The following is a 25,287-nucleotide window of genomic DNA, read 5'->3' on the forward strand; positions in this document are numbered from 1 at the left end:
CGCTCCTCGTCAGGGGAGTTGGCCGGTATGTCCGCGGGCCATCATGCCGACCGGTCGGTATGCCGTCCAGTGGGTGCCGCGGCCTCATGCCCCAGGGACCGCTCGGCGTTGTCGATGAGCTCCTTGTACGTCAGCACTTCGACCCGGTTCCGGTGGGTGTTGTGCACGCGAAGCGTTTCGTTCAGTACGTCTTCCGGTATCTCCGGATGAGCGCCGGGGTGTCCGATGAGGACGACACCGGTGGCGCGGCGGGTCTCGTATCCGAACTCCTCCCGGATCCGCTCACGGTGCTCGTCCAGACCGACTAGATAGTGGACGACCTGTCCCACCGCGTCGTTGACCTCGGAGGAGGGGACCCAGCCGTTGCGGTGCCGTTTGACGAGCCCGGCCTTGAGCCGGGAGGCCTGCTTCAGCTCGACGACGTGCAAGGCACCGTCACCGCGGATGAGGGGGATGTCGACCTCGTTGCCGGGTACGAGGCGACGGTGTACGGCCTCGCCGATGAAACGGCCGCCGAAGATCCAGTGCTGCCCCTGCAGCGCTCGCTGGAGGTCGTGCTCGGTGGCGGTGGGGTCCTCGGCGACCTTCCGCAGGCGGGCGAGAGCCTCGGAGCGGCGTTGCAATTCGGCGGCCCGGAGAACGATCCGCCCGCCCTCATCGTTGGCCAGGACGGCCAGCGCCCGAGGTGAGGAGGCGATGCGGCGGGCCGCTTCCTTTGCGTCGACCTCCACCCGGCGCTGCAAGACACGCTCCATCCAGAGCGCCAGCTCAGCGCGTCCGCGGGGGATGCGATATTGCGCAGGCTCTTCGGCGGGCGCCTCCAGGAACGGCACGTCCAAGCTTTGTGCCTGGACGTGCGCAAGAAGCTCTGCAGCCGATGCCTCCGGATGGTCGTCCACGAAGGTACGACCCACTTCCATCCAGAACGTGCAACTGGCCTGGAGGGTCTTCGAAAGCCAGTTCCGGGCATGGTCGTTGCGCGGTCCCTGCTGGAAGAGGCGGTACTTCTCCTCGTAGTCGGGTCGGAGCAACCGCCCCTGGGCGTAGTACAGGCAGTCCTGAAGCACCCGTACCGTCTCCCATTCCTCGGCCGCGGCCGAGGTCCGGCGTGCCTCGGCGAGGAGATCCAGCAGCCGCTGCCCTCCCCGGTATTTTCTTCCCGGGCCCCCGTTCATGTGGCCGCGCACGGCATCGATGCCGTCGGCCACCACGCCGGGCGGAGCGTCACCGTACGCTTTGCCGAGAGCCTGCTCCAGCGCCCAATCCGATCTCACGTCCATGCGTCGCATTGTGCGCCCGGGGTCTGACAACGCCCGCCCGCCAAGGGTTACGCGTGGCAGCTCATCGGCCGGCCGCCGTTCATCGTCATCATGTCGCCGACGACGGCCGGCAGGTCGAGCGGCTCCCCCAGGGGCCGGCCCTCCAGTTCGGCGTAGGCGCGGTGCAGGTTGGCGACCACGCGTTCGCTCTCGTGCAGGGCCGCGAACTCGCCGAGGTCGGCGGCGCGGGCGGCCTCCAGGGGGGTGCGGCCGGCGGCGTGTTCGGTGCGGGCCAGGTCCTGGAGCCAGTGGAAGTAGCGTTCGAGGACGTCGTACGCGCCGGGGTCGGTGACCGGGCCGTGGCCGGGCACGACCGTCTCGGCGTCCAGTTCGCGCAGGACCTTCAGGGAGTGGAGCGAGCCCGCGAGGGAGCCCATCAGGAGGAAGGGGGTGCCGCCGTTGAAGACGAGGTCGCCGGTGAAGACGACGCGCTGCTCCGGCAGCCAGGCGATGGTGTCGCCCGTGGTGTGCGCCGGGCCCGGGTGGATCAGCCGGATCTCGGTGTCGCCCACGTGCAGGGCGAGGGTGTCGGTGTAGGTGACCTCGGCGGGCGTGATCCGGACGTCGCCGTACTCGACCCAGGGCCAGATGCCGTGCAGTTGCAGGCCCGCGTCGAGGGTCTGGCGGCGGCACTCCTCGTGACCGACGACGGTCGCCTTGGGGAAGACGCAGTTGCCGTAGGTGTGGTCGCCGTGGTGGTGCGTGTTGACGATCGTGGTGGGCAGGGGCGCACCGGCGTCCGTGACGGCGTCGCGCAGCAGCTGCGCCCGGCGGACGGTGGCCGTGGTGTCGATCAGTGCTGTCCGGCCGCCGCCCGTCACGATCCCCGCGTTGTTCAGGCACCAGCCGCCGTCGGGCTGGACGAAGGCAGTGACCCCGGGGGCGAGGCGGACGGTGTAGGGATCGGCCGGCTCCGCTCCGACGGGCGCGACCGGGCTCGTGCTGCACATGGAAGACCTCCCCTTGCCTCCGCGCGGGGTGCGCGGAACGGACTGCCCGTCAGAATACGGGCGCCGGGGAGACGGCGCGGAGGGTGTCAGCCGCGGTGCTCCAGGCCGGGGCGCAGCCGCTCCAGGAGCCCGTACAGCGTGGTGCGCTCCTCCTCGTCGAGGGTGTCGAGCGCGCTGTGCGTGGCCTGCATCTCGGCGCGGACGCGGCGGATGGTCTCGTGGCCCTCGTCGGTGGCGACCACGTTCTTCACGCGGCGGTCGGCGGGGTCGGGCTCGCGGCGCACCAGGCCGCGGGCCTCCAGGCGGTCCACGATCCCCGTGACGTTGGAGGCGTCGCACACCAGCAGGGTCGCGAGCCCCCGCATGGGGACGGGCCCCTTGAGCTGGGAGAGGAGCTTGGCCTGGACGGACGTGAGGCCGTGCCGGGCGGCGGCGGCGGCGAAGTCCTGCCACTGGGCGGTGCCGAGTGCCGCCACGAGCTCCAGGAGCTGGGCCTTGGTCGGGGTCCGGGGTGCGGTGGCGGTCATGGTTCGAGTGTACTCAAGAGGTTGAGGTAATAAAACATTAACTTGACTACCTGAAGTATTCGGGCCTACGGTGGGCCGGGTTGCTTGACGATCTCAAGCATCAATGTCGTGAAGTAACAGAAGGATTTCCCCTTGACCTCCTCACCGGCCTCTCCGCGCAACGAGACGGTCATCGTCTTCGCCCTGAGCCTCGCCGCCATGGTCGTGTCGATGATGCAGACCCTGGTCGTCCCGATCCTCGGCCTCATCCAGAGCGACCTGGAGACCAGCTCCGCCAACGTCAGCTGGGTCACCACCGCGACCCTGCTCTCCGCCGCCGTCTTCACCCCGCTCCTCGGCCGCTTCGGCGACCAGCACGGCAAGAAGAAGACCCTGGTCGGCGTGCTGATCGTCATGGTCGCCGGCTCCGTCCTCGCCGCCGTCACCCACTCCCTGCTGTGGCTGATCGTCGGCCGGGTGCTCCAGGGCGCCGCCACCGCGATCTTCCCGCTCGCGCTCTCCGTGCTGCGCGAGGAGGTCCGCCCCGCGAAGCTGCCCGGCGCCATGGCCATGGTCAGCGGCACCCTCGCCTTCGGCAGCGGCCTCGCCCTCGTCGCCACCGGCCTGCTCACCTCCGGCGACAACCCGGACTACCGCAGCGCTTTCTGGCTGGCCACCGGCCTCGCCGCGCTCGCGCTCCTCGCCGTCGTCTTCCTGGTCCCCGCCACCCGCGAGACCACCGGCGGCCGCACCGACGTCCTCGGCGCGCTCACCCTGGCCGCCACCCTCGTCCTGCTCCTGCTGCCCATCACCCAGGGCCACGAGTGGGGCTGGTCCTCCGGCCGCACCATCGGCTGCTTCGCCGGCGCCGTCGTGATGGCCGCGCTCTGGACGCTGGTCGAGCGCAAGGTGCGCGAGCCGCTGGTCGACATGAAGATGTTCGCCCACCGCCCGGTGCTCTTCGCCAACATCTCCGGCCTCCTCGTCGGCTTCGGCTCCTTCGCCCTCTTCATCGGCGTGTCCTACCTCGTCCAGATGCCGGAGAAGATCGCCGGATACGGCTTCTCCGCCAGCGTGTTGCGCGCCTCCGTCGAGTACCTGCTGCCCAGCACCATCGTGTCGCTGCTCGCCGCCCCGGTCGGCGGCCAGCTCGTCCGCCACAAGGGCCCCCGCCTGGTCCTGCTGCTCGCCTCCCTCATCGGCACCGCCGGCTTCGTGTGGATCGCGCTCGACCACGAGCACACGGTCTCCGTGATCGCCGCCGGCATGTTCGTCGGCGCCGCCATCAGCTTCGGCTACGCCGCCATGCCCGCCGTGATCGTCGCCAGCGTCCCGCCCCGGCAGACCGGCATCGCCAACGGCATCAACTCCATCTCCCGCTCCACGGGCAGCGCCATCGGCAGCGCCATGATCACCACGGTGCTGGCCTCCAAGAGCCTGGAACACCTGCCGCCGGGCGCGCCCAAGCTGCCCGCCGAGAGCCAGTTCGCGCTGACCTTCGTCATCGCCGGCGCGGCGTTCCTGCTCGTCGCCCTCGTCGCCGGGCTCGGCCTGCGGAAGATCCACGCCCGGCACACCGAAGTGGCGGCCCCCGCCACCGCGGCGGACGCTGAGACCGCACCCGCCGGCGCCTGACGCGCCCGACACCCCCGCGAGGAGCACCACCCATGAAGGCCATCAGCTACCGGACCTACGGAGGACCCGAGGTCCTCGAATTCGGCGAGCGGCCGAACCCCAAGGTCGGCCCCGACTCCGTCCTGGTCAAGGTCAAAGCCGCCGCGGTCAACCCCGTCGACTGGAAGGCCCGCTCCGGCTACCTCGACCCCGCCCTCGACGCGGTCTTCCCCGTCATCCCCGGCTGGGACGTCGCGGGCGTCGTCGTCCGGCCCGGCGCCGACGTCACCGAGTTCGCCGAGGGCGACGAGGTCATCGGCTACGTCCGCGAGGACTTCCTCTCCCGCGGCACCTTCGCCGAATACGTCGCCGCCCCCGTACGGACCCTCGCGCGCAAGCCGAAGAACCTCACCTTCGAACAGGCCGCGGGCCTGCCGCTGGCCGGGCTCACCGCCTACCAGGCCCTGGTCAAGGCGCTCCGGCTGTGGGAGGGCGAGACCGTGCTGATCCACGCCGCGTCCGGCGGCGTCGGCACCATGGCCGTCCAGATCGCCCGGCACTTCGGCGCGCGCGTCATCGGCACGGCGAGCGAGCGCAACCACGACTACCTGCGCTCCCTCGGCGCGGAGCCCGTCCTGTACGGGGACGGGCTCGCCGAGCGGGTGCGGGCGCTGGCCCCGGAGGGCGTCGACTCCGTCCTCGACCTCGCCGGCGGCGACGCGCTCACGGTCTCGCCCGGGCTGCTCACCCACGGCGGCCGGCTCGCCTCCGTCGCCGACCCGGCCGTCCTCGGCCTCGGCGGCCGCTACGTCTTCGTCCGCCCGGACCGGTCCGACCTCACGGCCCTCACCGACCTGGCCGAGAACGGCAAGCTCACGGTCGAGGTGGCGAAGGTCTTCCCCCTGGAACGCACGGCGGAAGCCCACCGCCTCAGCGAGGAGGGCCACACCCGCGGCAAGATCGTGGTAACGGTCGACTGACGCCCGCGCCGGTCAGCTGACCGAGCGCACTTCTCCTCCGCCGCGACGGCGATCAACCCCTACGGCGGATTCCGGCGGTGCCGTCCCGGGCGTGGCCGGGTTCGGCGCCGCCGGGCTGGTGTGCGGTGGTTGCTCGCCGCGGCGGCGGAGGGGACGTGTTGGCCCCGGTCGGCCCCCCGGGGTGCCGGTGCCGACTCGGCCGAGCGCACTTCTCCTCCGCCGCGACGGCGATCAACCCCTACGGCGGATTCCGGCGGTGCCGTCCCGCCCCGGCCGGGTTCGGCGCCGGTTGCTCGCCGCGGCGGAGGGGATGCGCCGACCGTGGCCGGCATCCACCCCCGGTGGCGCCGTTCCCCCGGAACCCCCGCCCGGCAGGGCACCCCGCCTCAGTCGGAGCGAAGCCGCCGGTACGCCTCGAAGCCGTCCGGCACCCAGTCCCACTCTCCGAGCCGGGCCTCCAGCTCCTCCTCGGAGAGGAACCCGTGCCAGGCGACCTCCGAGACCTGCGGGCTCACCGCCAGGTCACACCGCACCTCGTACACCGCCGACCACCACGATCCCCCCGGCCCCTCGTAGAGGAACCGGAACAGCGGCGTCGGCGCCGGCAGCCCGGAGACGCCGAGCTCCTCCTCGGCCTCCCGCAGCGCCGCCTCGTCGTACGACTCGCCCGCCCCGACGACCCCGCCCACGAACATGTCGTAGCGCGAGGGGAAGACCAGCTTCCCCGGGGTGCGCCGGTGGACGAAGATCCGCCCGTCGCCGTCCCGGGCGAGGACGAATACACAGCGGTGACGGAGCCCGCGGGCGTACGCCTCCCCGCGCGGGGCCTGCCCGACCACCCGGTCCTGCTCGTCGACGATGTCCAGCACCTCATCCGCGGGCTGCGGCGTCTGATCGCTCATGCGCCCATGAAAGCAGCGCGGCCGGCGCCCCCGCAGCGCGGGCACCGCAACCGCAGCGCCTGCACCGCAACCGCTCAGTGCGGCTGAAGATCGCGCGCCCGGTCCACCTCCGCCGTCCCCGACGGCATCGCCGGATGCCGCCCGATCAGCACGATGCCGATCACGATGGCCACCAGCCCGGCCGCCTCCCAGGCCAGCGCCCCGGGCGAGGTGTCCAGCCGGTCGCCGAGGAACCCCACCCCGCAGGCGATCCCCGCGAGCGGCTGCGCCGCGGTCAGCGCGGGCAGGGACATCCGCAGCGGGGCCGTCTCGAAGGCGCTCTGTACGAAGACAAGCGCTGTCAGGCCGAGCACGAGCACCCCGTACGGCTGCCAGGTCAGGAAGAACGCCGTCAATCCGTCCTCGGACAGCCGTTTGCCGCTGACGCGCGTGAGGGCGTCCTGCAGTCCGTAGAGCAGCCCGGCGGCCACCGCCAGCATCGGCGCCTCGACGCTCATCCGCGCCCGTTTGGAGGCCGCCGCCAGCGCGAGCGCGCCGCCCACCATGATCCCGATGATCAGCCAGTGCCGCAGCGGATCGGTGACGGTGGCCCCGCCGTGCGGCTGACCTGCGACGATGAAGGCGGCGACGCCACTGGCGAGCAGCCACAGCCCGCCCCACCCCGAACGGCCCAGCGGCTGGCGGGTCTGCCAGCGGGAGAGGGCCATCGCGAACAGCAGGTTCGTCGCGAGGAGGGGCTCGACCAGCGACACCTCGCCCTGCCCCAGCGCGATCGCGCCGAGCACCATGCCGCACACCATCATCCCGATGCCGGCCAGCCAGCGCGGCATCCGGACGAGGTCGAGCAGCAGCCGGACGGAGAGAAAGTCGCTCATCGGGGCCCGCTGCGCGGCGTTCTGCTGGAGGACGAAGCCGATGCCCAGGCAGCACGCCGCACTCACGGCGAAGGCGAAGACCATCACGTCGCGCACCTCAAGACCATTCGGCCGTCGGGGACTTGACAGAAAAACGATAGCCGCCTTGTGGGCGGTGTGACGGCCGAGTACCCCTCTTTCGGGCGGTCATCCCCTCCAACGGTCGACACCGTCCGGGGGTGCCCCGCCATTCGTCGAACTGCTGTCCGTGGGGTGAGTGTGCGAGTCGCGTGCGGCGGTGCGCGGCGCGGGGGAGTGAACCGCGGTAACCGGAACTGACCTCTTGTGAGTTGATGAGCTGTCAGCCTCAAGATCGGGTCTTGACTCGGAGTAGTGACTACCGCTTTGCTGTGCGTGACTGACGTGGATGCATGCGGACGCCCCGACCAGGCGGCCGGAGGGGACGTACGCCGTGGAGGAAGCCCGCAGATGACGCCCCCGCGCCCCCTAGGGAAAGCGGCCCGGGCTGCCCGTTCCCGGAACAAGGACGGAGTGGCCTTCGACTCCGCCCTCGACGACGGCGCACTCGCCACCGTCCGTGACGCACTCGCCCGCGGCCGCTGGACCGAGGCCCGCCGGCTGCTCGCCGAGACCGGTGACGACTGGGACCGCCGCGGCCACCGCCTCGTCGTCCTCGCCGAAGGGCCCTCCAGCCTCGCCTGGGCCCGCGAGTGGCAGCTCGCCGAGCCCGACAGCCCGGACGCCGCGGCCCTCCTCGCCTGCGCCACCGTCTTCCGCGCCGTGAGCGGCAAGGACAGCCCCGAGACGGCCCGCTCCGCGTGCCTGGTGGCGGCCAGGATGGCTCCCACGGACCCGTCCCCCTGGCTCGCCGTCCTCATCCTCGCCCGCCGCACCGGCACGGACGACGAGCGCGTGCGCGCCTTCGACCAGGTCCGCGCCCGGCACCGGGACCACCACCACGCCCACCACCTCATGGCCGCCTGCCTCGCCGAGCACCAGGACGGCGACCGCGACGACCCCCTGCACGAGGTCTACGACTTCGCCTCCTGGGCCGCCGAACAGGCGCCCGCCGACTCGCCCTTGGCCGTCCTGCCCGTCGTCGCCCACGCCGAGCGCTACCGCGTCCTCGCCCGCGCCGGCCTCGAACCCGGCGACCCCGCCCGCTCCGGCCACTGGACCAGCCGCCGCGCCCGCCAGGTGATGAAGGCCGCCTTCGACTGGTGGCTCGAATGGGACATAGACGAGAACGACGAGCACACCGGCGCCTGCACCGGCAGCGCCCACCCCCGGCGCAAGGTCGACCTCAACTACCTCGCCCACGCCAAGCTCCACGAAGGCCGGCTCGCCGAGGCGGCGGCCCTGCTCACCCGCATAGGACCGCACGCCACCCGCGAGCCCTGGTCGTATCCCGACCAGGACGCGGGCCGGGCCTTCCAGGACGCGCGCCGCGCCGCCCTCGGCTCCGCCTGACCCACGCCCGGCAGCCCGCGCCACCCCCTGCACCACTGCCCCCGCTCTCCCCACGGGAAGGACCACCCCGCCATGACGACGGGCACGACGAGCGAGATCAGCACGTTCAAGGGCCAGGAGAGACGCCTGCGCGCCGACCGCATAGGGCTCGCCGGCCTGCTCCTGTCCGTGGTCGCCGCCAGCGCGCCGCTCATGGTGACGGCCGGCGTCATGCCCACCACGTACGGCACGATGGCCATCGTCGGGCAGCCCCTGCTCTTCGTCATCCTCGGCGTGGTGCTGACGCTCTTCAGCTTCGGCTACGCCGAAATGAGCCGCCACGTCCACAACGCCGGCGCCTTCTACGCCTACATCGCCCGCGGCCTCGGCGGCACCGTCGGCGCGGCCGCCTCCGTCGTCGCCCTCGTGGCCTACAGCCCCATGCAGTTCGGCATCTACGGCATCTTCGGCTACGAACTCTCCGGCCTGCTCGATGCGCACCTCGGCATCGCCGTCGCCTGGTGGGTCCCCGCCCTGGCCGCCGTCCTCGTCGTCGGCGTCCTCGGCTGGCTGAAGATAGACCTCAGCGCCAAGGTCCTCGGCGTGCTGCTGCTCATCGAGTGCGTGATGGTCGTCGCGTTCGACGTCGCGGGCGTCGCGAGCCCCGGCCCGGAGGGCGTCTCGTTCCAGGCCTTCGACCCCGCCACCCTCGGCGGCGGCGGGCTCGGCACCGCCCTCTGCTTCACCATCGCCGCCTTCGTCGGCTTCGAACAGGCCGCCGTCTACGCGGAGGAGACCAGCCGCCCGAACGTCGTCGTCGCCCGCGTCACCTTCCTCGCCGTCGGCTTCGTCGCCCTCTTCTTCGCCCTCAGCTCGTGGGCCCTCAGCGTCGCCGCGGGGCCCGGGCACATCGTCGGCCTCGCCCAGGAACAGGGACCTAACCTCCTCTTCGGCCTCACCGAGGACCGGCTCGGCGGCACCTTCACCGACGTCATGCACGTCTTCTACGTGACCGGCATGTTCGCCGCCATGCTCAGCTTCCACAACGTCGTCGCCCGCTACGCCTTCGCCATGGGCCGCGAGGGCCTGCTGCCCGCCGCCGTCGGCCGCACCTCCCGGGCGAGCGGCGCCCCGGCCTACGGGTCCCTGCTGCAGAGCGGCGTGTCGCTCCTCGCGGTGCTCCTCTTCGCGGTAACCGACGGCCGCCCGAACGGCGACCCCACCGCGCCCGTCCTGCGCCTGTTCACCTGGAGCGGCAACGTCGGCGCCCTCGGCGTCATCGTGCTGATGGCCGCCGCGTCCGCCGCCGTCATCGCCTTCTTCGTACGGCGCGGTGCCGCGCGGGCCCAGGCGCCCCGCCTCGTCGCCTCCGGCGTCGCCGGCGCCGCCCTCCTCGTCATCGCCGGGTACGCGGTCAAGGACTTCGACGTCCTCCTCGGCGCCGACCCCGGGTCGCCCCTGCGCTGGATCCTGCCCGGCACCATCGGCGTGGCCGTCGTCGCCGGCATCGGTTACGGCATCGTCCTCAAGTACCTGCGGCCAGGCGTGCACGGCAGCATCGGCCTGGGGAACGAGGCGTTCCAGCTGGAGAAGGCGGCCGCGGCGGCCGAGCGCGGCTAGCCGTGGTGGACCTTATCCCTCCCAGGGCCGGAGGGAAGGCCGCGGACTACCCCTCCACGGCCTTCCCCACCCGCCGCGACACCGTGAACGCGTACAGGTCCAGCACCCCCGGCGGCTCCGCCAGCCCGGGCCCGCCGGCCCGGACCCAGGCGGCTATGTCCGCGAGCGCGTCGTCGTCGTTGACCAGCCCGAGCCACACGGGCCGGCCCCCGGCCGCCCGCCCCGCCGCCGACGGCTGGACGACCACCACGTTCGCCTGGTCGCACACGTCCAGGCACTCGGACGCCCGCACCTGCGCGGCATCGCCCAACGCGGCCCGCAGCCGTGGGATCTGCCCCGCGTGATCGACCCCCGGCACCTTCCGCGCGTCCCCGCAGCAGCAGCCGCGGCAGACGGTGATCCGGCAGGGGGCGGAGGAGACCGCCGGCGCCGTGCGCCGGGACTGGTTCGTGATCATCCGCCAGATGATACGCACGGGCCGCCCGGGCCCGGCTGCCGTCACGCACGGGAACAGCCCGGGAAACAGCCTGGGAAGCAGTCCGGGAAACAGCCTGGGAAAACAAAGAAGCCCCAGCATGTGCTGGGGCTTCTCGCCGGTGTCCGAGGGGGGACTTGAACCCCCACGCCCGATAAAGGGCACTAGCACCTCAAGCTAGCGCGTCTGCCATTCCGCCACCCGGACCAGGTGTTTTGTCTTCCGGGCCGCTGCCCTTCCGACGAGGAAAACAATACCAAAGATCCGGGGGTGCTCGATCACGTGCCCGGTGGGAGCGGCGCGGGGGAGTGTGAAGGGCGGATGTCGGGCGCATTGCGGCCTTGGGCCGGGGCGGACGGAGAGAGAGGATGGCCGAGGACCCACGCCGCGGACCGCCCCAGCCGGGCGGGCCGCGGCAGCGAACCAGGAGGAGGCAGCGTGAGCGAGTCGAAGCCGGCCGGGGCGGGCAGCGGCGGCAGGGGCGGCGAGGACGAGGTCGTCGACCTCTGCCGTGATCTGATCCGGATCGACACCAGCAACTACGGCGACCACTCCGGGCCCGGCGAGCGCGCCGCCGCCGAGTACGTGGCGGAGAAGCTCGCCGAGGTCGGGCTCGAACCGCAGATCTTCGAGTCCCACAAGGGCCGCGCGTCCACCGTGGCGCGGATCGAGGGCGAGGACCCCTCCCGGCCGGCCCTGCTCATCCACGGCCACACCGACGTCGTGCCGGCGAACGCCGCCGACTGGACCCACCACCCCTTCGCGGGCGAGATCACGGACGGGTGCCTGTGGGGCCGCGGCGCCGTGGACATGAAGGACATGGACGCGATGACCCTCGCGGTCGTCCGCGACCGCATGCGCACGGGCCGCAAGCCCCCGCGCGACGTGGTGCTCGCCTTCCTGGCCGACGAGGAGGCCGGCGGCGTCTACGGCGCGCGCCACCTGGTCGACAAGCACCCCGGGCTCTTCGAGGGCGTGACGGAGGCGATCGGCGAGGTCGGCGGCTTCTCCTTCACAGTCAACGAGAACCTGCGGCTCTATCTGATCGAGACCGCCCAGAAGGGCATGCACTGGATGCGGCTCACGGTCGACGGCACCGCGGGCCACGGTTCGATGACCAATAAGGACAACGCGATCACCGAGCTGTGCGAGGCGGTCGGCCGGCTCGGGCGGCACGAGTTCCCGGTCCGGATGACCAAGACCGTGCGGTCCTTCCTCGACGAGCTCTCCGACGCGCTCGGCACCCCGCTCGACCCCGAGGACATGGAGGCGACGCTCGCCAAGCTCGGCGGCATCGCCCGGATGATCGGCACCACGCTGCGCAACACCGCGGCCCCGACGATGCTCGGCGCCGGGTACAAGGTCAACGTGATCCCGGGGCAGGCCACGGCGCACGTGGACGGAAGGTTCCTGCCGGGCTACGAGGAGGAGTTCCTCGCCGACCTCGACCGCATCCTCGGCCCGCGGGTCAAGCGCGAGGACGTGCACGCGGACAAGGCGCTGGAGACGAGCTTCGACGGCAAGCTGGTCGACGCGATGCAGTCGGCGCTGAAGGCGGAGGACCCGATCGCGCGCGCCGTCCCGTACATGCTCTCGGGCGGTACGGACGCGAAGTCGTTCGACGACCTGGGCATCCGGTGCTTCGGGTTCGCGCCGCTGCAGCTGCCGCCGGAGCTGGACTTCGCGGGCATGTTCCACGGCGTTGACGAACGAGTGCCCCTGGAAGGGCTGAAGTTCGGCGCACGGGTTCTCGACCGCTTCCTCGATCAGTGCTGAACCAGACGTTAAACTCCGTAAGTTTGTGCCGAGTTAACCGTAACGAGTGAATGATTCTAGGGTTGCGTAGCCCGATTACCTCCTCGTCGTTACAGGTGTGCGGTCCGCGGCTGGGACCGCATTGCCAACAAGGAGGAATCCATGATCAAGAAGGTCGTCGCTTCCGCGGCCGTTACCGGTGGTCTCGTGCTCGCGGGTGCTGGCCTTGCCGCTGCGGACGGTGAGGCCCAGGGGGCTGCCGTCAACTCGCCCGGCGTGGTCTCCGGCAACGTCATCCAGGTTCCGGTCCACGTGCCGGTCAACGCCTGCGGCAACTCGATCAACATCGTCGGGCTGCTCAACCCCACCTTCGGCAACACCTGCGTCAACGACTGACGTCGTGCCTCAACCCGTAAGGGGCTGACATGGGCGGCTCCGGAGTGACATGTGTGCACTCCGGAGCCGCCCGGGCTTTCGATGCGCGAGCAGTGGGCACTTTGTCCCTATTGCTGGCGCATATCCGTATAGCGCAAGCAGAGAGGCAGGACTTCATGCGACAGGTCACCAAGAAGGGCCTGATCACAGCAGCGGCGGCGAGCGGCGTGCTCGCGGCCGTGACCGGCAGCTACGCCCAGGCGTCCTCGGGCGCCTCGGGCCACTCGGTCAACTCGCCCGGTGTGGCCTCCGGCAACACCGTCCAGGCTCCGGTGCACGTGCCGGTCAACGCCTGCGGCAACACGGTGAACGTCGTCGGGCTGCTCAACCCCGCGTCGGGCAACCACTGTGTCAACGGCGGCGGTCACCACGGCGGCGGCCACGGCGGTGGCAACTACGGGCACGGCGGATCCAGCGCCCACGGCGCTGCCACCGACTCGCCCGGCGTGGCCTCTGGCAACACCGTCCAGGTGCCGGTCGACGTGCCGGTCAACGCCTGCGGCAACAGCGTCGACGTCGTCGGCGTGGGCAACCACACCACCGGCAACGAGTGCGCCAACGTGAGCGAGGGCGGGCACGAATGGTCCGGCCACCACGGTCACAAGCCCCCGCACCAGCCCGGTGACCACGACGGGGCCCACAAGCCGCCGTCGCGTCCGGGCCACCCCGGCGGGCACGACTGCGACCACAAGCCGCCGGCCAAGGACGACGACAAGCCGGCCGGCCACAAGCCGGGCAGCCACACCCCGGGCCAGGACGAGCCCGGCGACCACGCCCCTGCCGGGCAGAAGCCCGCGCAGACGGCCGCCGCGCACATCCCCGCCCCCGCGGTGAAGGACGCCCACAAGGGCGCCCCGATGGCGGCCCCGGCCAAGGTCGCGGCCACTCCGGCCGCCAAGGCCGTTGAGCTCGCGCACACCGGCGCGGGCCAGCTGGGCATGGCCGGCGCCGCCAGCGCCGGTCTGCTGCTCGGCGGCGCGGTCATCTACCGCCGCGCGCGTGCCGGACAGAACTGACCCGGCCGCACGCAGCAACGCCTGACGGCACGGAGCGGGCCCCGCCACGCGGGGCCCGCTCCGTCTGCACGCTCACCAGGTGGCGCGCACCTGGCGGATGATCCTGCGGCGCAGCCGCACCTTGCGACTGCCGTCGGGGTAGAGGCGAAGTCGGTCCAACTCCCAGTGTCCGTACTCGGCGTGATCGGTCAGCAGGCGTGTGGCGGCACCTCGGGAGACCCCCCGTGGCACATACACATCACAGAATTCGTATTCCGGCATCGCATCTATTGTGCGGGAACGGGCCCGGTGCGGATAGCGTCTGCACTATGTCTGATGCTGCGCAGCCATCCGCTGCCGAGGTACGCGCCGCCGCCGAGGCGGTCAAAGCCGCTCTGGACCGCCACCTCGACGCCGTCGAACGCCGGTCGGGCGAGGACGACCCGGCCGTCTACGCCGCGTTCAACGAGCTGGCCGCGACAGCCGAGGCCTACGACGAGCTGCTCTACGACACCTACGACGAGGTCACGCCCTTCGAGATCCCCGGCGACGACACCCTGCCCGCCTATGCCGGGCCGGAGGAGCCGAACGCGCTCAGCGTCCTGATCCGCAGGGACTACGCCGTGGTCGAGCCGCAGCGGCTGCTGGCTCAGGCCCAGCGCGTCGCCGATCTCGACCCCGACCTCGACACGCCGCCCGGGACGGCCGGCGCCGCCGTGGGCAACGTGGGTGGCAGCGTGCACGCCGCGCTCGGGGTGATCTTCGGTGAGTACGAGCCGGACGAGATCGCCTCGCGGCACAAGGAATTCGGCCTGGAGGAAGGCGACTCCACGCTCTGGGTCACCGCGGCGGAGGATGCCGCCGAGCCGGGGGAGTGGCTGTCGGCCCCCTTCGACCAGGCCGACCCGCAGCGGGTGATCTGCCGTTTCGATGTCAGTGCGGTCTTCGACGAGGAGCGGGACCTGGACGACGACGGCGATGACGACGGGGACGACGTCGACGACGGGGATGACGTCCTGGACGTCGATGCCGACGACGACGCGGACGCCGCCCCGGAGAGAGGGAGCGGCGGCGCGCCGGCCTCGTCGCCCGGGCGCTGACCCGCCCCGGGCCCGGGCGCGCACCCGGGCCCGGACCCGCTCATCCGGCCTGCTGCACCTGGGCCCGCAGCAGGCCCCGCAGCCGGGTCGTCCGCTCCTTCGCCGGGACCTCCGCGATCGCGCGGGGCAGCGCCTGGTCCACGCCGTGCACGACGGAAAGGTGCCGCTCGGCCCGGCCGAAGGCCGTGTAGACCCACGAGCGCGTGAGCGTACGGGCCGCGTCGCCCGGCAGGACGACCACGGCCGCCGGCCAGCGGATGCCGGCCGCCTGGTGAGCGGTGACGGCCCAGCCGTGGCGGACCGCCTCGGCCACCCGCTCCCGCGGGACGAGCACGGAGGAGCCGCCGCAGTCCAGCCGGAGCCCCTCGGGCTCCGCGGCGGCCACGGTGCCGGGGATCATGCGGCCCGGCGCCGGCACGTACGCCACGCGGTCGCCCGGGTCGAAGCCGCCGAAGCGGCCGGGGCCGGGGTTCAGCCGCTCCTTCAGCGCGGCGTTGAGCGCGCGGGTGCCCGCGGGGCCGCCGTGGCCCGGGGTGATCACCTGGGTCTGCCCGGCGGGCACGCCGATCGCCCGCGGGATGGAATCCGCGACCAGCTGCACCGTCCGGTGCACGGCCTCGCCCGGATCCCGCACCGGGACGATCACGACCTCCTTGCCGGGGGCCGCCGGCTGCGTCAGCTCGCCGACGCCGATCCCCGACACCAGCTCGCCGACCGGGCCCTCGTCGGGCGTACGGGAGACGACCGCCGGGCAGGCGCGGGCCGCCACCACGTCCGCGAACACGCGGCCCGGGCCGGCGGACCACAGCACGCCCGGGTCGCCGCTGAGCACCAGGCGGGTGCCGTCGGCGAGCGACTCCACCAGCACGGCCGCCGTCTCGACGTCGAGCTGCGGGGCGTCCAGGACGGCCAGCACGTCGAGGGCGAGGGCGCCGTCCTCGTCCCGGCCGGGGCCCTCGGCGCCGGACAGCAGGCCCGCCACCGTCACCGCTTCCGGGTCGCCCGACTCCGCCAGGCGCCGGCGGCCGTCCTCGGTGTGCGCGGCGGCGCAGGCGCGCAGGCCCAGGGAGCGGGCCGCGGCGATCAGGGCGGCCGGCTCGGCGCGGGCCGCCTCGCCGCCGCTGTGCGTGACGAGGCCCGCGCCCGCCGCGGCGCGGACCAGCTCCGCGGCGGAGGGCGTGGGCGCGGCGGCCGCCGCCCCCTCCCACTCGCCGTCGCCGGCCGTGAACGTGCTGATCAGCCGGGCCAGGCCGTCGGCGAGGCTCTCCTCGGCCATGGCGTAGCGGTCGAGGCCCAGGAGCAGGCGCACCGGGACCTCCTCGTCCTCGCCCTGGGGCGCGGCGGAGCCGGGCGCGGGCTCCACGGCCTCCTGGAACACCAGGACCGTGCCCTCGGCGATGGCGGACTGCAGGGCCTCGTCCGGATCCGGGACGGCGTGCCCGGCGAGGGCCGCGGTCAGGGCCGGCGCCTCCAGGACCGTGTGGCCTTCGAGCGCGGCGCGCTCCAGCAGCCAGGCGGTCAGGGCCTGGGCCCGGCGCTCGTCCCCGGGGCCGGCCTCCGGGCCCAGCAGGGCCCGCGCGAAGCCGTCCGCCTGCTCGGGCCGTACGCCCGGGACGGCCAGCAGCCGCCAGGGGTCCTCCTGGAGGGCCTCGGCGGCCTGCTCGCCCAGGGTCTCGGCGACGGGGACCGCGAGCTGCTCGGGGGCGCCGCCCGCGGCGAGGACCTGCCGCACGCCGGCGAGGCCCTCGGCGTCGACGCGGGGGGCCGCGGCGGGGACGGGCGCGGGGGCCGCCTGGCGGGGCGGCCGTGCGGGCGCGGCCTTGCGCGCGGGCGCGGGCCGCGGGGCCTCGGTGAAGAACGACGCCGCGGGCCGCTCCCCGCTCTCCACGGCCCGGACGGCCGCGGCGAGCGCCTCGGCGACGGCGCTCTTGGGCGCACCCTGCGCGGCGGCGGGCTCCGCTCCGGGGGCGGCACCGGCGCCTTCGGGCGAGGGCGAGCCCGGCGCGCGGGGTGCCTCCGGCGCCTCGGGACGGTCGGCACCCGAGCCCGCCGGACTCTGCGCGGCCTGCGGTTCGCCGGGGTGCCCGGCGCTGCCGGGCTCGCCGTCCGGAGCGGGCGTGCCGCCGGGCGCGGGAGCCGCCGGCTCCGCCCCGGAAGCGGTGCCGGCGGGCCCGGCCTGTGCGCTGCCGTCCGAGGCCGAGCCCGGCGCCGCCTGCGCGGCCTGCTGCGCGTCGGAGTGCTCGGCGCTGCCGCTCGAAGGGACGGCGGGGTCTCCGTCAGGGGTCCGGGTGCCGCTCGGCGCGGGGTCGCCGGCGCGGCGATCGGTGTTCACAGGGTGCTCCAGTCCTGATCGGGATAGCGGTGCACGGGCGCCGAGACATCGTCCAGCGCCCGGCAGATCTCGTCCGGAAGCGTAAGGCTCTCCACTGACAACGCGGACCTGAGCTGCTGCGCCGTGCGCGCGCCGATGACCGGGGCGACGACGCCGGGGCGGTCCCGGACCCAGGCGAGGGCGACCTTCAGGGCCGTCGTGGCGAGGCCGTCCGCCGCGGTGGCGACGGCGTCGACCACGCGGCCCGCCGTCTCGTCCAGATAGGGGGCGACGAAGGGCGCCAGGTGCTCGGAGGCGCCGCGGGAGTCGGCGGGCGTGGCGTGGCGGTACTTGCCGGTGAGGACGCCGCGGCCGAGCGGCGAGGAAGGCAGCACCCCGATGCCGAGGTCGAGCGCGGCCGGCAGCACCTCGCGCTCGATCCCGCGCTGCAGCAGCGAGTACTCCATCTGGGTGCTGGCGAGCCGGGTGCGGACGCCGGGCGCGGCGAGCTGCCAGGTGGCGGCGCGGGCGAGCTGCCAGCCGCAGAAGTTGGAGACGCCGGCGTAGCGGGCGCGGCCGCTGGTGACGGCGAGGTCCACGGCCTGGAGGGTCTCCTCGACGGGCGTGTGCGGATCGAAGGCGTGGATCTGCCAGAGATCCACGTGGTCCGTGCCGAGGCGCTCCAGGGAGGCGTCGAGCGCGGCGAGCAGGTGGCCGCGCGAGCCGTCGAAGCGCCGGTCGGGGTCGGGGACGCTGCCGGACTTGGTCGCGATGACCAGGTCGCGGCGCGGCACCAGATCCTCCATCAGCTGCCCGAGCAGATACTCGGCGGCGCCGTCCCCGTACACGTCGGCCGTGTCGATCAGGGTGCCGCCGGCCTCCCAGAACGTCTTCAGCTGCTCCGCGGCGTCGCCCTCGTCGGTGTCCCGGCCCCAGGTGAGCGTGCCGAGCCCGATCCGGGACACTCGCAGGCCCGTACGGCCGAGATGCCTCAGTTCCATGAGCGCTGAGATTACTGGCCGCGGCCCGCGCCGTGGCCGCCTGTGGACAACGGTCCCGCCGGCCGACCGGTGACGTACCCCGTACCGGCGCGCTACAGTCCCCGCAACGACGACGTTACTGATCGGTAAGGGGAGCCCGCATGAGTGGCATGAAGCTCGGCATCAACCTCGGCTACTGGGGCGCGGGGATGGACGCCGACAACCTCGCCGTCGCCCGCGAGGCCGACCGGCTGGGCTACTCGGTCTGCTGGGCCGCCGAGGCGTACGGCTCCGACGCCGCCACCGTCCTGTCCTGGGTCGCCGCGCAGACCGAGCGCATCGACGTCGGCTCGGGCATCTTCCAGATCCCTGCCCGCACGCCCAGCATGACGGCGATGACCGCCGCCACCCTCGACTCGCTCTCCGGCGGCCGCTTCCGGCTCGGCCTCGGCGTCTCCGGTCCGCAGGTGTCCGAGGGCTGGTACGGCGTGCGGTTCGACAAGCCCCTCGCCCGCACCCGCGAGTACGTGGAGATCATCCGCAAGGCCATGTCCCGCGAGCGCCTCACGCACGAGGGCGCGCACTGGACCCTGCCGCTCCCCGACGGCCCCGGCAAGCCCATCAAGCTCACCGTCCACCCCGTCCGCGAGCACATCCCGCTGTACATCGCCGCCATCGGCCCGAAGAACCTGGAGCAGACCGGCGAGATCGCCGACGGCGCACTGCTGGTCTTCTTCGCCCCCGAGCACGCCGAGGAGACCACGCTCGGCGCGCTCCGCGCGGGCCGCGCGAAGGCCGGCAAGGACCTCGGCGGCTTCGACATCGTCCCGACCGTCCCCATGGCCGTCGGCGACGACATCGACGGCCTGGCCGACCTCTTCCGCCCGTACACCGCCCTCTACGTCGGCGGCATGGGCAGCGCGAAGCAGAACTTCTACAACAAGCTGGCGCAGCGCATGGGCTACGGGAAGGCCGCCGCCGAGATCCAGGAGAAGTACCTGGCCGGGGACAAGGCGGGCGCCGCCGCGGCCGTCCCCCGCGACCTGATCGACTCCACCACGCTCATCGGCTCCGTCGACCGCATCGCCGACCGTATGCAGGCCTACGCCGCGGCCGGCGTGACCACGCTGTCCCTCGCCCCGGCCGGCTTCACGCTGGACGAGCGGATCGCGAGCCTGCGGGCGGGCGTCGAGGCCCTGGAGCGCGCCGGCCTGGCGTAACGCGGAAGAAGCGGCACGAGCCGGGGGAGAAGAGCGGACCGGCGGCCGTGGTGGGGGCTCGGGGGCCTTCCCCGCCACGGCCGGTACAGAAGACAACGCCCGTACCGGCGCCGGGTTACGCGCCCGGCACCGCCTCCGGCGTCGCGCATTCGGCCGAGTGGGCGCCGCCCCCGATTGCCGCGCCGCACGCAGGGGACTTGACTCGGGTTTCACGGGACATTACGCGCAATGTGCCGTGAACGGAGGTGTGTCCGGCATGCTCTCGGCCAGAAGCCTGTTCCAGGAGATCCTCGACGACGACGAGGCGTACCGGCTCTTCTGCTCCATCGCCGCCGGCGGCGAGGAGCAGGGCGGCTGGGAGAACGGCCGGATCGCCGCCCTCGTCCCGGAGGAACAGCGCGCCCTCGCCCCGAAGATCGCCCGGCACGGCGCCGACGAGGACAAGCACGGCCGCATCTTCCGGGCCCTGCTGCGCAGGCGCGGCCTCGACCCCGTCCCGGTGCCGCCCGGCACCGACTACGCGGTGCTCCTCGAACGCCGCGGCATCGGCCTGCCCCACACGCTCCTGCACGGCGAGAAGCCGCTGACCGAGGCGGATGTCGTCACCTACCTCGCGCACAGCCGCGTCACCGAGCAGCGCGCCGCCGACCAGATGGAGATGCTCACCACGCACTTCGGCGACCACCCCGAGGTCGGCAGGGCGATCCGGATGATCGCCCACGACGAGGCCAACCACCTCTCGTACTGCCACGAGGAACTGCTGCGCCTGGCGCGCGAGGGCCACGGCCGGACCATCCGCGCGGCCCTGCGGGAGTGCGCCCGCGCGGAGATCCGCGTCTACCGGGACGTGAGCCTGGCCGTCATGGAGCGCATGGGGGAGATCCTGCGCTGGCCCCGGCCGAAGGCGCTCGCGCTGTCCCTCGGCATCCGGGCCGTGTACGGCTACGAGCGGCTGGCCGGCTGGCGGCGGCTGGTCACCCTGCGCATGCCGGAGCACCGCGACGCACTGGGCGGAACCCCGGCCTCCGAGCCCGAGTTCGCCTGACGGGCGGCCGGCCGCCGCGGGCCGGGGCCGCCCGCCGCCTCACAGCCACCCGCGCCGCTTGAACAGCCGGTGCAGCCAGAACACCAGCCCCGCCATCACCAGCACGGCCGTCGGATAGCCCCACGGCTGACGCAGCTCCCACATGTGCGTGAAGTTCATCCCGTAGATCCCGGCGATCATTGTCGGGACGGCCGCCATCGCCGCCCACGCCGAGATCTTGCGCATGTCGTCGTTCTGCTGGACGCCCATCTGCGCGAGGTGCGCGGACAGTATGTCCGACAGCAGCCGGTCCAGGCCCTCGACGGACTCGTTCGCCCGCGTCAGGTGGTCGCCGACGTCCCGGAAGAACGGCTGCGACCGCTCCGGCACGAACGGCACGCCCACCCCCGCCAGCCGCGTCATCGGCTCGGCCAGCGGCGCCGAAGCCCGCCGGAACTCCAGCACCTGGCGCTTGAAGGAATAGATCCGCGACGCGATGGTCCGGTTGTCGCCGCCCATCGGGGCGAACACCTCCGCCTCCAGCTCCTCCAGGTCCAGCTGCAGCTCCGTCGCCACCTCGGTGTACTGGTCCACGACCTCGTCGCACACCGCGTACAGCACCGACGCCGGCCCGTGCCGCAGCACCTCCGGCTCGTGCTCCAGCCGCTGCCGCAGCCGCGCGAGCGGGCTGCCCTCGCCGTGCCGCACCGTCACGACGAACGAGTCGCCGACGAACAGCATCAGCTCGCCCGTCGTGACCGTGTCCGCGTCGTCGTCGTACGTGACCGGCTTGAGCACGACGAACAGCGAGCCGTTGTAGAGCTCCAGCTTCGGCCGCTGATGCGCCTTCAGCGCGTCCTCCACCGCCAGCGGGTGCAGGTTGAACTCGCTCGTGATGAGGGCGAACTCCTCCTCCGTCGGCTCGTGCAGCCCGACCCACAAGAAGGAGTCCCCCGCCGCCCGCGCCTCGTCCAGGGCGTCGGAGAAGTCGGCGGGGCCCTCGGTGCGGCGTCCGTTGCGGTAAATGGCACAGTCCACGATCACGCAGGGCATTTTGCCGCCGATCGGCCGCGTACACACGGCACCGGACACCAACGGCACGGAAAATGCTCACGGCGGCCCCGGCCGGCCCGGGACTAGGCTGACCGTCATGCCCACGCTGATCCTGGTCCGGCACGGCCGGTCCACCGCCAACACCGGCGGAGTGCTCGCGGGACGGACCCCCGGCATCGCCCTGGACGAGCGCGGCACCGCCCAGGCGGCCGCCCTCCCGGCCCGGCTCGCGCGGGTGCCGCTCGCGGCCGCCGTCACCAGCCCCCTCCAGCGCTGCCGCGAGACCCTGGCGCCCCTCCTCGCCGCCCGCCCCGGGCTGCCCCTGCACACCGACGAGCGCGTCGGCGAGTGCGACTACGGAGACTGGTCCGGCCGCAAGATCGCCGAGCTCGCGGCCGAGCCGCTCTGGGAGGTCGTCCAGCGCCACCCGTCCTCCGCCGCCTTCCCCGGCGGCGAGTCCGTACGGGCCATGCAGGCCCGCGCCGTCGACGCCGTACGGGACTGGAACGCCCGCATGGAGGCCGGGCACGGCCACGACGCCTGCTACCTGGTGTGCACGCACGGAGACATCATCAAGGCGCTCGTCGCCGACGCCCTGGGCCTGCACCTCGACCTCTTCCAGCGCATCGCCGTCGACCCCTGCTCGGTCACCGCCGTCCGCTACACCCGGCTGCGCCCCTTCCTGGTGCGCCTCGGCGACACCGGCGACCTGCGCGGCCTCGCGCCGCACGAGGAGACGCCCGGGCAGGCGCGGCGCCCGGAGGAGGACGGCGTCGTGGGGGGCGGGGCGGGGGCACCGTGATCGTGCCGCGCAGTAGGGTGGTGACGCGGCAGAGTCCGCCCGTCACCCCGTGACCGGCGCCGGACCCACCGAGCACGATCGCCCGCACCACGATCGCCCGAACCGCCCGAACCAAATGGAGCAGGACGTTGTCCCGTCAGGTGTTCCTCTACGATCCGCCGGACCGTTTCATCGCCGGTACGGTCGGGCTGCCTGGCCGCCGCACCTTCTTCCTGCAGGCCACCGCGGCCGGCCGCACCACCACCGTCGCCCTGGAGAAGGCCCAGGTCGAGGCGCTCGCCGAGCGCATCGACGAGCTGCTGGACGAGGTCGTCCGGCGCACCGGCGGCAGCGCCCCCGTGCCCGCGGTCGCCCCGGCCGAGCTCGCCGACACGGCTCCGCTCCAGACCCCCGTCGAGGAGGAGTTCCGCGTCGGCACCATGGCCCTGGCCTGGGACGGCGAGCACCAGCGCATGATCGTCGAGGCCCAGGCCCTCGTCGAGCTGGACGCCGCCACCGACGAGGACCTCGCCGAGGCCGAGGAGCGCCTCCTGCAGGACGAGACGAACGGACCGCCGATGCTGCGCGTCCGCATCACCGGCACCATGGCCCGCGCCTTCGCCAAGCGCGCCCTGGAGGTCGTGAACGCCGGCCGCCCGCCGTGCCCGCTGTGCAGTCTGCCGCTCGATCCGGAGGGACACGTATGTCCGCGCCAGAACGGATACCGCCGCGGCGCGTGAGTCCGCAGGAGCTGCTGGCCGAGGGCGAGCTGACGGTCCGTGGCCGGATCTCCGGGGCGTCCAACGCCGTGCTGTACTGCACGGTCGAGCACGAGGGCGTGAGCGCCGCCTGCGTCTACAAGCCCGTCGCGGGGGAGCGGCCCCTGTGGGACTTCCCCGACGGCACCCTCGCCCAGCGCGAGGTCGCCGCGTACGAGCTCTCCGAGGCCATGGGGTGGGGCCTGATCCCGCCCACGGTGCTGCGCGACGGCCCCTACGGCGAGGGCATGTGCCAGCTGTGGATCGAGGCCTCCGCCGAGGACTCCGCGCTGCTCGCGCTCGTCGACGGCGAGGAGCCGGAACCGGGCTGGAAGGCCGTGGGCCTCGCGGACGTGGGGGAGGAGCGCACGGCGCTGCTCGTGCACGCCGACGACGAGCGGCTGCGCCGGCTGGCCGTGCTGGACGCCGTGATCAACAACGGGGACCGCAAGGGCGGCCACCTGCTCCCGGCCGCGGACGGCCGGCTCTATGCGATTGATCACGGAGTGACCTTCAACGCCGACGACAAGCTGCGCACGCTGCTGTGGGGCTGGGCGGGCGAGCCGCTCACGGACGAGGCCATGGAGGCGCTGCGGCGGCTTTCGGCCAATCTGGCCGACGAGGGCCCATTGGCGGGGCGGCTCGCCGAGCTCTTGACGGCCGCGGAGATCGATGCGCTGCGGGGCCGGGTGGCGGAGCTGCTCCGGACGGGACGGCACCGCGAGCCCAGTGGGCAGTGGCCCGCGATTCCGTGGCCGCCGGTGTGAGTGTCGGCCCCCGCCGCGCCCCGGAGAGCCTCGCCCCCGAACGCCGGCCGGGCTTGATCTATTCCCCTGCACACCCCGGGAACTTCCACAAGAGCGCCTGTTCGGCCAAGAGCCGGATCCGGTTCGTATCCGGAACATGCGTCCGGTTACGCTCGTGACATGCATGCCTGGCCCGCTTCTGAGGTTCCCGCCCTGCCCGGCAGTGGCCGCGACCTCCGGATCCACGACACCGCGACCGGCGGACGGGTGACCCTCGTCCCCGGCCCCGTCGCCCGTATCTACGTCTGCGGCATCACGCCGTACGACGCCACCCACATGGGACACGCGGCGACCTACAACGCGTTCGACCTCGTTCAGCGCGTGTGGCTCGACACCAAGCGGCAGGTTCACTACGTCCAGAACGTCACCGACATCGACGACCCGCTGCTGGAGCGGGCCGTCGCCAACGGCGACGACTGGACCGAGCTCGCCGAGCGGGAGACCGCCCTCTTCCGCGAGGACATGACCGCCCTGCGGATGCTCCCGCCCCGGCACTACATCGGCGCCGTCGAGTCGATACCGAAGATCGTCCCCCTGGTGGAGCGCCTGCGCGACGCCGGCGCCGCCTACGAGCTCGACGGCGACGTCTACTTCTCCGTCGAGTCCGACACCCGCTTCGGCGAGGTCTCCGGCCTCGACGCCGAGGCCATGCGCCTGCTCTCCGCGGAGCGCGGCGGCGACCCGGACCGCCCGGGCAAGAAGAACCCGCTGGACCCCATGCTGTGGATGGCCGCCCGCCCGGGCGAGCCCAGCTGGGACGGCGCCTCGCTCGGCCCCGGCCGCCCCGGCTGGCACATCGAGTGCGTCGCCATCGCCCTGGAGCACTTCGGCATGGGCTTCGACGTCCAGGGCGGCGGCTCCGACCTCGTCTTCCCGCACCACGAGATGGGCGCCTCGCACGCCCAGGTCCTCACCGGCGAGCACCCCTACGCCAAGACCTACGTCCACGCCGGCATGGTCGCGCTCCACGGCGAGAAGATGTCCAAATCCAAGGGCAACCTCGTCTTCGTCTCGGCCCTGCGCCGCGACGGTGTCGACCCGGCCGCGATCCGGCTCGCGCTCCTCGCGCACCACTACCGCGCCGACTGGGAGTGGACCGACGCCGTCCTGCACGAGGCCGTCGAGCGCCTCGGCCGCTGGCGCGCCGCCGTCTCGCGCCCCGACGGCCCGTCCGCCGACGCGCTGGTGGAGGAGATCCGCGAGGCCCTCGCGGACGACCTCGACTCGCCCCGCGCCCTCGCGGCGATCGACCGCTGGGCGGCCGCCCAGGCCGCTGACGGCGGCACGGAGGAGGGCGCGCCCGGCGTCGTCTCCCGGGCCGTCGACGCCCTGCTCGGCGTGGCGCTGTGACGCGCTGAACCGCACGACAGCAAAGGGGG

The 25,287-nt window shown here is 73.1% G+C and carries 24 protein-coding genes and 1 tRNA gene; 14 read left to right on the plus strand and 11 right to left on the minus strand.

From position 1 onward, the window contains the following. Window positions 1–41 precede the first annotated feature (41 nt). From IF61_RS0118795 to IF61_RS0118805, 3 genes are all read right to left on the minus strand, one after another. Window positions 42–1,211: a Shedu anti-phage system protein SduA domain-containing protein gene (locus IF61_RS0118795; protein ID WP_245684556.1), complete on the minus strand. Its 1,170-nt coding sequence runs from the start codon at window positions 1,209–1,211 to the stop codon at window positions 42–44. A 116-nt stretch (window positions 1,212–1,327) separates the two neighbouring features. After that, window positions 1,328–2,269, minus strand: coding sequence for an MBL fold metallo-hydrolase (locus tag IF61_RS0118800; RefSeq protein ID WP_030367595.1), 942 nt, complete (start codon window positions 2,267–2,269; stop codon window positions 1,328–1,330). 86 nt (window positions 2,270–2,355) lie between these two features. After that, a complete protein-coding gene (locus IF61_RS0118805) occupies window positions 2,356–2,796 on the minus strand; it encodes a MarR family winged helix-turn-helix transcriptional regulator (protein WP_030367596.1) in 441 nt (146 codons plus the stop codon). A 132-nt stretch (window positions 2,797–2,928) separates the two neighbouring features. Here IF61_RS0118805 and IF61_RS0118810 point away from each other — a divergent pair, with 132 nt between their 5' ends. Both IF61_RS0118810 and IF61_RS0118815 read left to right on the plus strand, forming a co-directional pair. Next, complete coding sequence (locus IF61_RS0118810; protein WP_030367597.1) at window positions 2,929–4,410, plus strand: MFS transporter; 1,482 nt, start codon at window positions 2,929–2,931, stop codon at window positions 4,408–4,410. 32 nt (window positions 4,411–4,442) lie between these two features. After that, the gene (locus IF61_RS0118815; RefSeq protein ID WP_030367598.1) at window positions 4,443–5,369 is read left to right on the plus strand and encodes an NADP-dependent oxidoreductase; all 927 of its coding nucleotides are present in this window, start codon (window positions 4,443–4,445) and stop codon (window positions 5,367–5,369) included. Between the two features lie 386 nt (window positions 5,370–5,755). Here IF61_RS0118815 and IF61_RS0118820 read toward each other — a convergent pair whose 3' ends face one another. Together IF61_RS0118820 and IF61_RS0118825 are read right to left on the minus strand one after the other, a co-directional pair. After that, window positions 5,756–6,271 (minus strand): NUDIX hydrolase, encoded by a 516-nt coding sequence (locus tag IF61_RS0118820; RefSeq protein ID WP_030367599.1) that lies wholly within the window; start codon window positions 6,269–6,271, stop codon window positions 5,756–5,758. A 74-nt stretch (window positions 6,272–6,345) separates the two neighbouring features. Continuing rightward, window positions 6,346–7,230, minus strand: a complete 885-nt coding sequence (locus tag IF61_RS0118825) for a DMT family transporter (protein WP_030367600.1) — start codon at window positions 7,228–7,230, stop codon at window positions 6,346–6,348. Between the two features lie 384 nt (window positions 7,231–7,614). On the opposite strand from IF61_RS0118825, the gene IF61_RS0118830 reads away from it, so the two are divergent. Together IF61_RS0118830 and IF61_RS0118835 are read left to right on the plus strand one after the other, a co-directional pair. Next, window positions 7,615–8,616 carry a hypothetical protein gene (locus IF61_RS0118830; protein WP_030367601.1) on the plus strand — a complete coding sequence of 334 codons (1,002 nt, stop codon included), beginning with the start codon at window positions 7,615–7,617 and terminating at the stop codon, window positions 8,614–8,616. 72 nt (window positions 8,617–8,688) lie between these two features. Continuing rightward, window positions 8,689–10,215 carry an APC family permease gene (locus tag IF61_RS0118835; protein ID WP_030367602.1) on the plus strand — a complete coding sequence of 509 codons (1,527 nt, stop codon included), beginning with the start codon at window positions 8,689–8,691 and terminating at the stop codon, window positions 10,213–10,215. Between the two features lie 46 nt (window positions 10,216–10,261). On the opposite strand, the gene IF61_RS0118840 is transcribed toward IF61_RS0118835, so the two are convergent. Next, window positions 10,262–10,672 (minus strand): hypothetical protein, encoded by a 411-nt coding sequence (locus IF61_RS0118840; RefSeq protein ID WP_030367603.1) that lies wholly within the window; start codon window positions 10,670–10,672, stop codon window positions 10,262–10,264. 140 nt (window positions 10,673–10,812) lie between these two features. Beyond that, a tRNA-Leu gene (locus IF61_RS0118845) sits at window positions 10,813–10,897 on the minus strand. A gap of 231 nt (window positions 10,898–11,128) precedes the next feature. On the opposite strand from IF61_RS0118845, the gene IF61_RS0118850 reads away from it, so the two are divergent. From IF61_RS0118850 to IF61_RS0118860, 3 genes are all read left to right on the plus strand, one after another. Beyond that, on the plus strand, window positions 11,129–12,466 hold the full coding sequence (locus tag IF61_RS0118850; RefSeq protein ID WP_030367604.1) for a M20/M25/M40 family metallo-hydrolase: 1,338 nt from the start codon (window positions 11,129–11,131) through the stop codon (window positions 12,464–12,466). Between the two features lie 141 nt (window positions 12,467–12,607). Further along, a complete protein-coding gene (locus tag IF61_RS0118855; RefSeq protein ID WP_030367605.1) occupies window positions 12,608–12,841 on the plus strand; it encodes a chaplin in 234 nt (77 codons plus the stop codon). A 155-nt stretch (window positions 12,842–12,996) separates the two neighbouring features. Beyond that, entirely contained in the window at window positions 12,997–13,896 is a 900-nt protein-coding gene (locus tag IF61_RS0118860; RefSeq protein WP_030367606.1) for a chaplin, read from the plus strand. Window positions 13,897–13,968: 72 nt separating this feature from the next. On the opposite strand, the gene IF61_RS34325 is transcribed toward IF61_RS0118860, so the two are convergent. Continuing rightward, window positions 13,969–14,157 (minus strand): DUF5703 family protein, encoded by a 189-nt coding sequence (locus IF61_RS34325; protein ID WP_058045136.1) that lies wholly within the window; start codon window positions 14,155–14,157, stop codon window positions 13,969–13,971. A 47-nt stretch (window positions 14,158–14,204) separates the two neighbouring features. Here IF61_RS34325 and IF61_RS0118865 point away from each other — a divergent pair, with 47 nt between their 5' ends. Next, a complete protein-coding gene (locus tag IF61_RS0118865; protein ID WP_052392807.1) occupies window positions 14,205–14,975 on the plus strand; it encodes a hypothetical protein in 771 nt (256 codons plus the stop codon). A 40-nt stretch (window positions 14,976–15,015) separates the two neighbouring features. Here the strand turns inward: IF61_RS0118865 and IF61_RS0118870 are convergent, their stop codons facing one another. Beyond that, entirely contained in the window at window positions 15,016–17,307 is a 2,292-nt protein-coding gene (locus IF61_RS0118870) for a helix-hairpin-helix domain-containing protein (RefSeq protein ID WP_052392808.1), read from the minus strand. Next, window positions 17,304–18,287 carry an aldo/keto reductase gene (locus IF61_RS0118875; protein ID WP_043189738.1) on the minus strand — a complete coding sequence of 328 codons (984 nt, stop codon included), beginning with the start codon at window positions 18,285–18,287 and terminating at the stop codon, window positions 17,304–17,306. Before IF61_RS0118875 ends, IF61_RS0118870 begins: the two co-directional genes overlap by 4 nt. 149 nt (window positions 18,288–18,436) lie before the next feature. On the opposite strand from IF61_RS0118875, the gene IF61_RS0118880 reads away from it, so the two are divergent. Together IF61_RS0118880 and IF61_RS0118885 are read left to right on the plus strand one after the other, a co-directional pair. Continuing rightward, window positions 18,437–19,486, plus strand: a complete 1,050-nt coding sequence (locus IF61_RS0118880) for an LLM class F420-dependent oxidoreductase (protein WP_030367610.1) — start codon at window positions 18,437–18,439, stop codon at window positions 19,484–19,486. A 256-nt stretch (window positions 19,487–19,742) separates the two neighbouring features. Continuing rightward, window positions 19,743–20,531: a ferritin-like domain-containing protein gene (locus tag IF61_RS0118885; protein ID WP_030367611.1), complete on the plus strand. Its 789-nt coding sequence runs from the start codon at window positions 19,743–19,745 to the stop codon at window positions 20,529–20,531. A gap of 39 nt (window positions 20,532–20,570) precedes the next feature. On the opposite strand, the gene IF61_RS0118890 is transcribed toward IF61_RS0118885, so the two are convergent. Continuing rightward, window positions 20,571–21,563 (minus strand): magnesium and cobalt transport protein CorA, encoded by a 993-nt coding sequence (locus IF61_RS0118890; protein ID WP_030367612.1) that lies wholly within the window; start codon window positions 21,561–21,563, stop codon window positions 20,571–20,573. Between the two features lie 97 nt (window positions 21,564–21,660). On the opposite strand from IF61_RS0118890, the gene IF61_RS0118895 reads away from it, so the two are divergent. The 4 genes from IF61_RS0118895 (at window position 21,661) to mshC (ending at window position 25,258) form a co-directional block, all read left to right on the plus strand. Further along, entirely contained in the window at window positions 21,661–22,365 is a 705-nt protein-coding gene (locus tag IF61_RS0118895; protein ID WP_030367613.1) for a histidine phosphatase family protein, read from the plus strand. 128 nt (window positions 22,366–22,493) lie between these two features. Next, window positions 22,494–23,084 carry a DUF3090 domain-containing protein gene (locus IF61_RS0118900; RefSeq protein ID WP_030367614.1) on the plus strand — a complete coding sequence of 197 codons (591 nt, stop codon included), beginning with the start codon at window positions 22,494–22,496 and terminating at the stop codon, window positions 23,082–23,084. Beyond that, the gene (locus IF61_RS0118905) at window positions 23,048–23,869 is read left to right on the plus strand and encodes an SCO1664 family protein (RefSeq protein ID WP_030367615.1); all 822 of its coding nucleotides are present in this window, start codon (window positions 23,048–23,050) and stop codon (window positions 23,867–23,869) included. Before IF61_RS0118900 ends, IF61_RS0118905 begins: the two co-directional genes overlap by 37 nt. Before the next feature lie 159 nt (window positions 23,870–24,028). Continuing rightward, window positions 24,029–25,258: a cysteine--1-D-myo-inosityl 2-amino-2-deoxy-alpha-D-glucopyranoside ligase gene (mshC, locus tag IF61_RS0118910; RefSeq protein WP_030367616.1), complete on the plus strand. Its 1,230-nt coding sequence runs from the start codon at window positions 24,029–24,031 to the stop codon at window positions 25,256–25,258. Window positions 25,259–25,287 lie beyond the last annotated feature (29 nt).

Origin of the sequence: Streptomyces roseoverticillatus (assembly GCF_000719265.1) — a bacterium.
Taxonomy (GTDB): Bacteria; Actinomycetota; Actinomycetes; order Streptomycetales; family Streptomycetaceae; genus Streptomyces; species Streptomyces roseoverticillatus.

Bases quoted from the DNA above. Each gene is read 5' to 3' on its own strand.
- IF61_RS0118800 (WP_030367595.1), bottom strand. From the start codon at position 2,269: ATGTGCAGCACGAGCCCGGTCGCGCCCGTCGGAGCGGAGCCGGCCGAT.
- IF61_RS0118805 (WP_030367596.1), bottom strand. From the start codon at position 2,796: ATGACCGCCACCGCACCCCGGACCCCGACCAAGGCCCAGCTCCTGGAG.
- IF61_RS0118815 (WP_030367598.1), top strand. From the start codon at position 4,443: ATGAAGGCCATCAGCTACCGGACCTACGGAGGACCCGAGGTCCTCGAA.
- IF61_RS0118820 (WP_030367599.1), bottom strand. From the start codon at position 6,271: ATGAGCGATCAGACGCCGCAGCCCGCGGATGAGGTGCTGGACATCGTC.
- IF61_RS0118825 (WP_030367600.1), bottom strand. From the start codon at position 7,230: ATGGTCTTCGCCTTCGCCGTGAGTGCGGCGTGCTGCCTGGGCATCGGC.
- IF61_RS0118830 (WP_030367601.1), top strand. From the start codon at position 7,615: ATGACGCCCCCGCGCCCCCTAGGGAAAGCGGCCCGGGCTGCCCGTTCC.
- IF61_RS0118835 (WP_030367602.1), top strand. From the start codon at position 8,689: ATGACGACGGGCACGACGAGCGAGATCAGCACGTTCAAGGGCCAGGAG.
- IF61_RS0118840 (WP_030367603.1), bottom strand. From the start codon at position 10,672: ATGATCACGAACCAGTCCCGGCGCACGGCGCCGGCGGTCTCCTCCGCC.
- IF61_RS0118855 (WP_030367605.1), top strand. From the start codon at position 12,608: ATGATCAAGAAGGTCGTCGCTTCCGCGGCCGTTACCGGTGGTCTCGTG.
- IF61_RS0118860 (WP_030367606.1), top strand. From the start codon at position 12,997: ATGCGACAGGTCACCAAGAAGGGCCTGATCACAGCAGCGGCGGCGAGC.
- IF61_RS34325 (WP_058045136.1), bottom strand. From the start codon at position 14,157: ATGCCGGAATACGAATTCTGTGATGTGTATGTGCCACGGGGGGTCTCC.
- IF61_RS0118865 (WP_052392807.1), top strand. From the start codon at position 14,205: ATGTCTGATGCTGCGCAGCCATCCGCTGCCGAGGTACGCGCCGCCGCC.
- IF61_RS0118875 (WP_043189738.1), bottom strand. From the start codon at position 18,287: ATGGAACTGAGGCATCTCGGCCGTACGGGCCTGCGAGTGTCCCGGATC.
- IF61_RS0118880 (WP_030367610.1), top strand. From the start codon at position 18,437: ATGAAGCTCGGCATCAACCTCGGCTACTGGGGCGCGGGGATGGACGCC.
- IF61_RS0118885 (WP_030367611.1), top strand. From the start codon at position 19,743: ATGCTCTCGGCCAGAAGCCTGTTCCAGGAGATCCTCGACGACGACGAG.
- IF61_RS0118890 (WP_030367612.1), bottom strand. From the start codon at position 21,563: ATGCCCTGCGTGATCGTGGACTGTGCCATTTACCGCAACGGACGCCGC.
- IF61_RS0118895 (WP_030367613.1), top strand. From the start codon at position 21,661: ATGCCCACGCTGATCCTGGTCCGGCACGGCCGGTCCACCGCCAACACC.
- IF61_RS0118905 (WP_030367615.1), top strand. From the start codon at position 23,048: ATGTCCGCGCCAGAACGGATACCGCCGCGGCGCGTGAGTCCGCAGGAG.
- mshC (WP_030367616.1), top strand. From the start codon at position 24,029: ATGCATGCCTGGCCCGCTTCTGAGGTTCCCGCCCTGCCCGGCAGTGGC.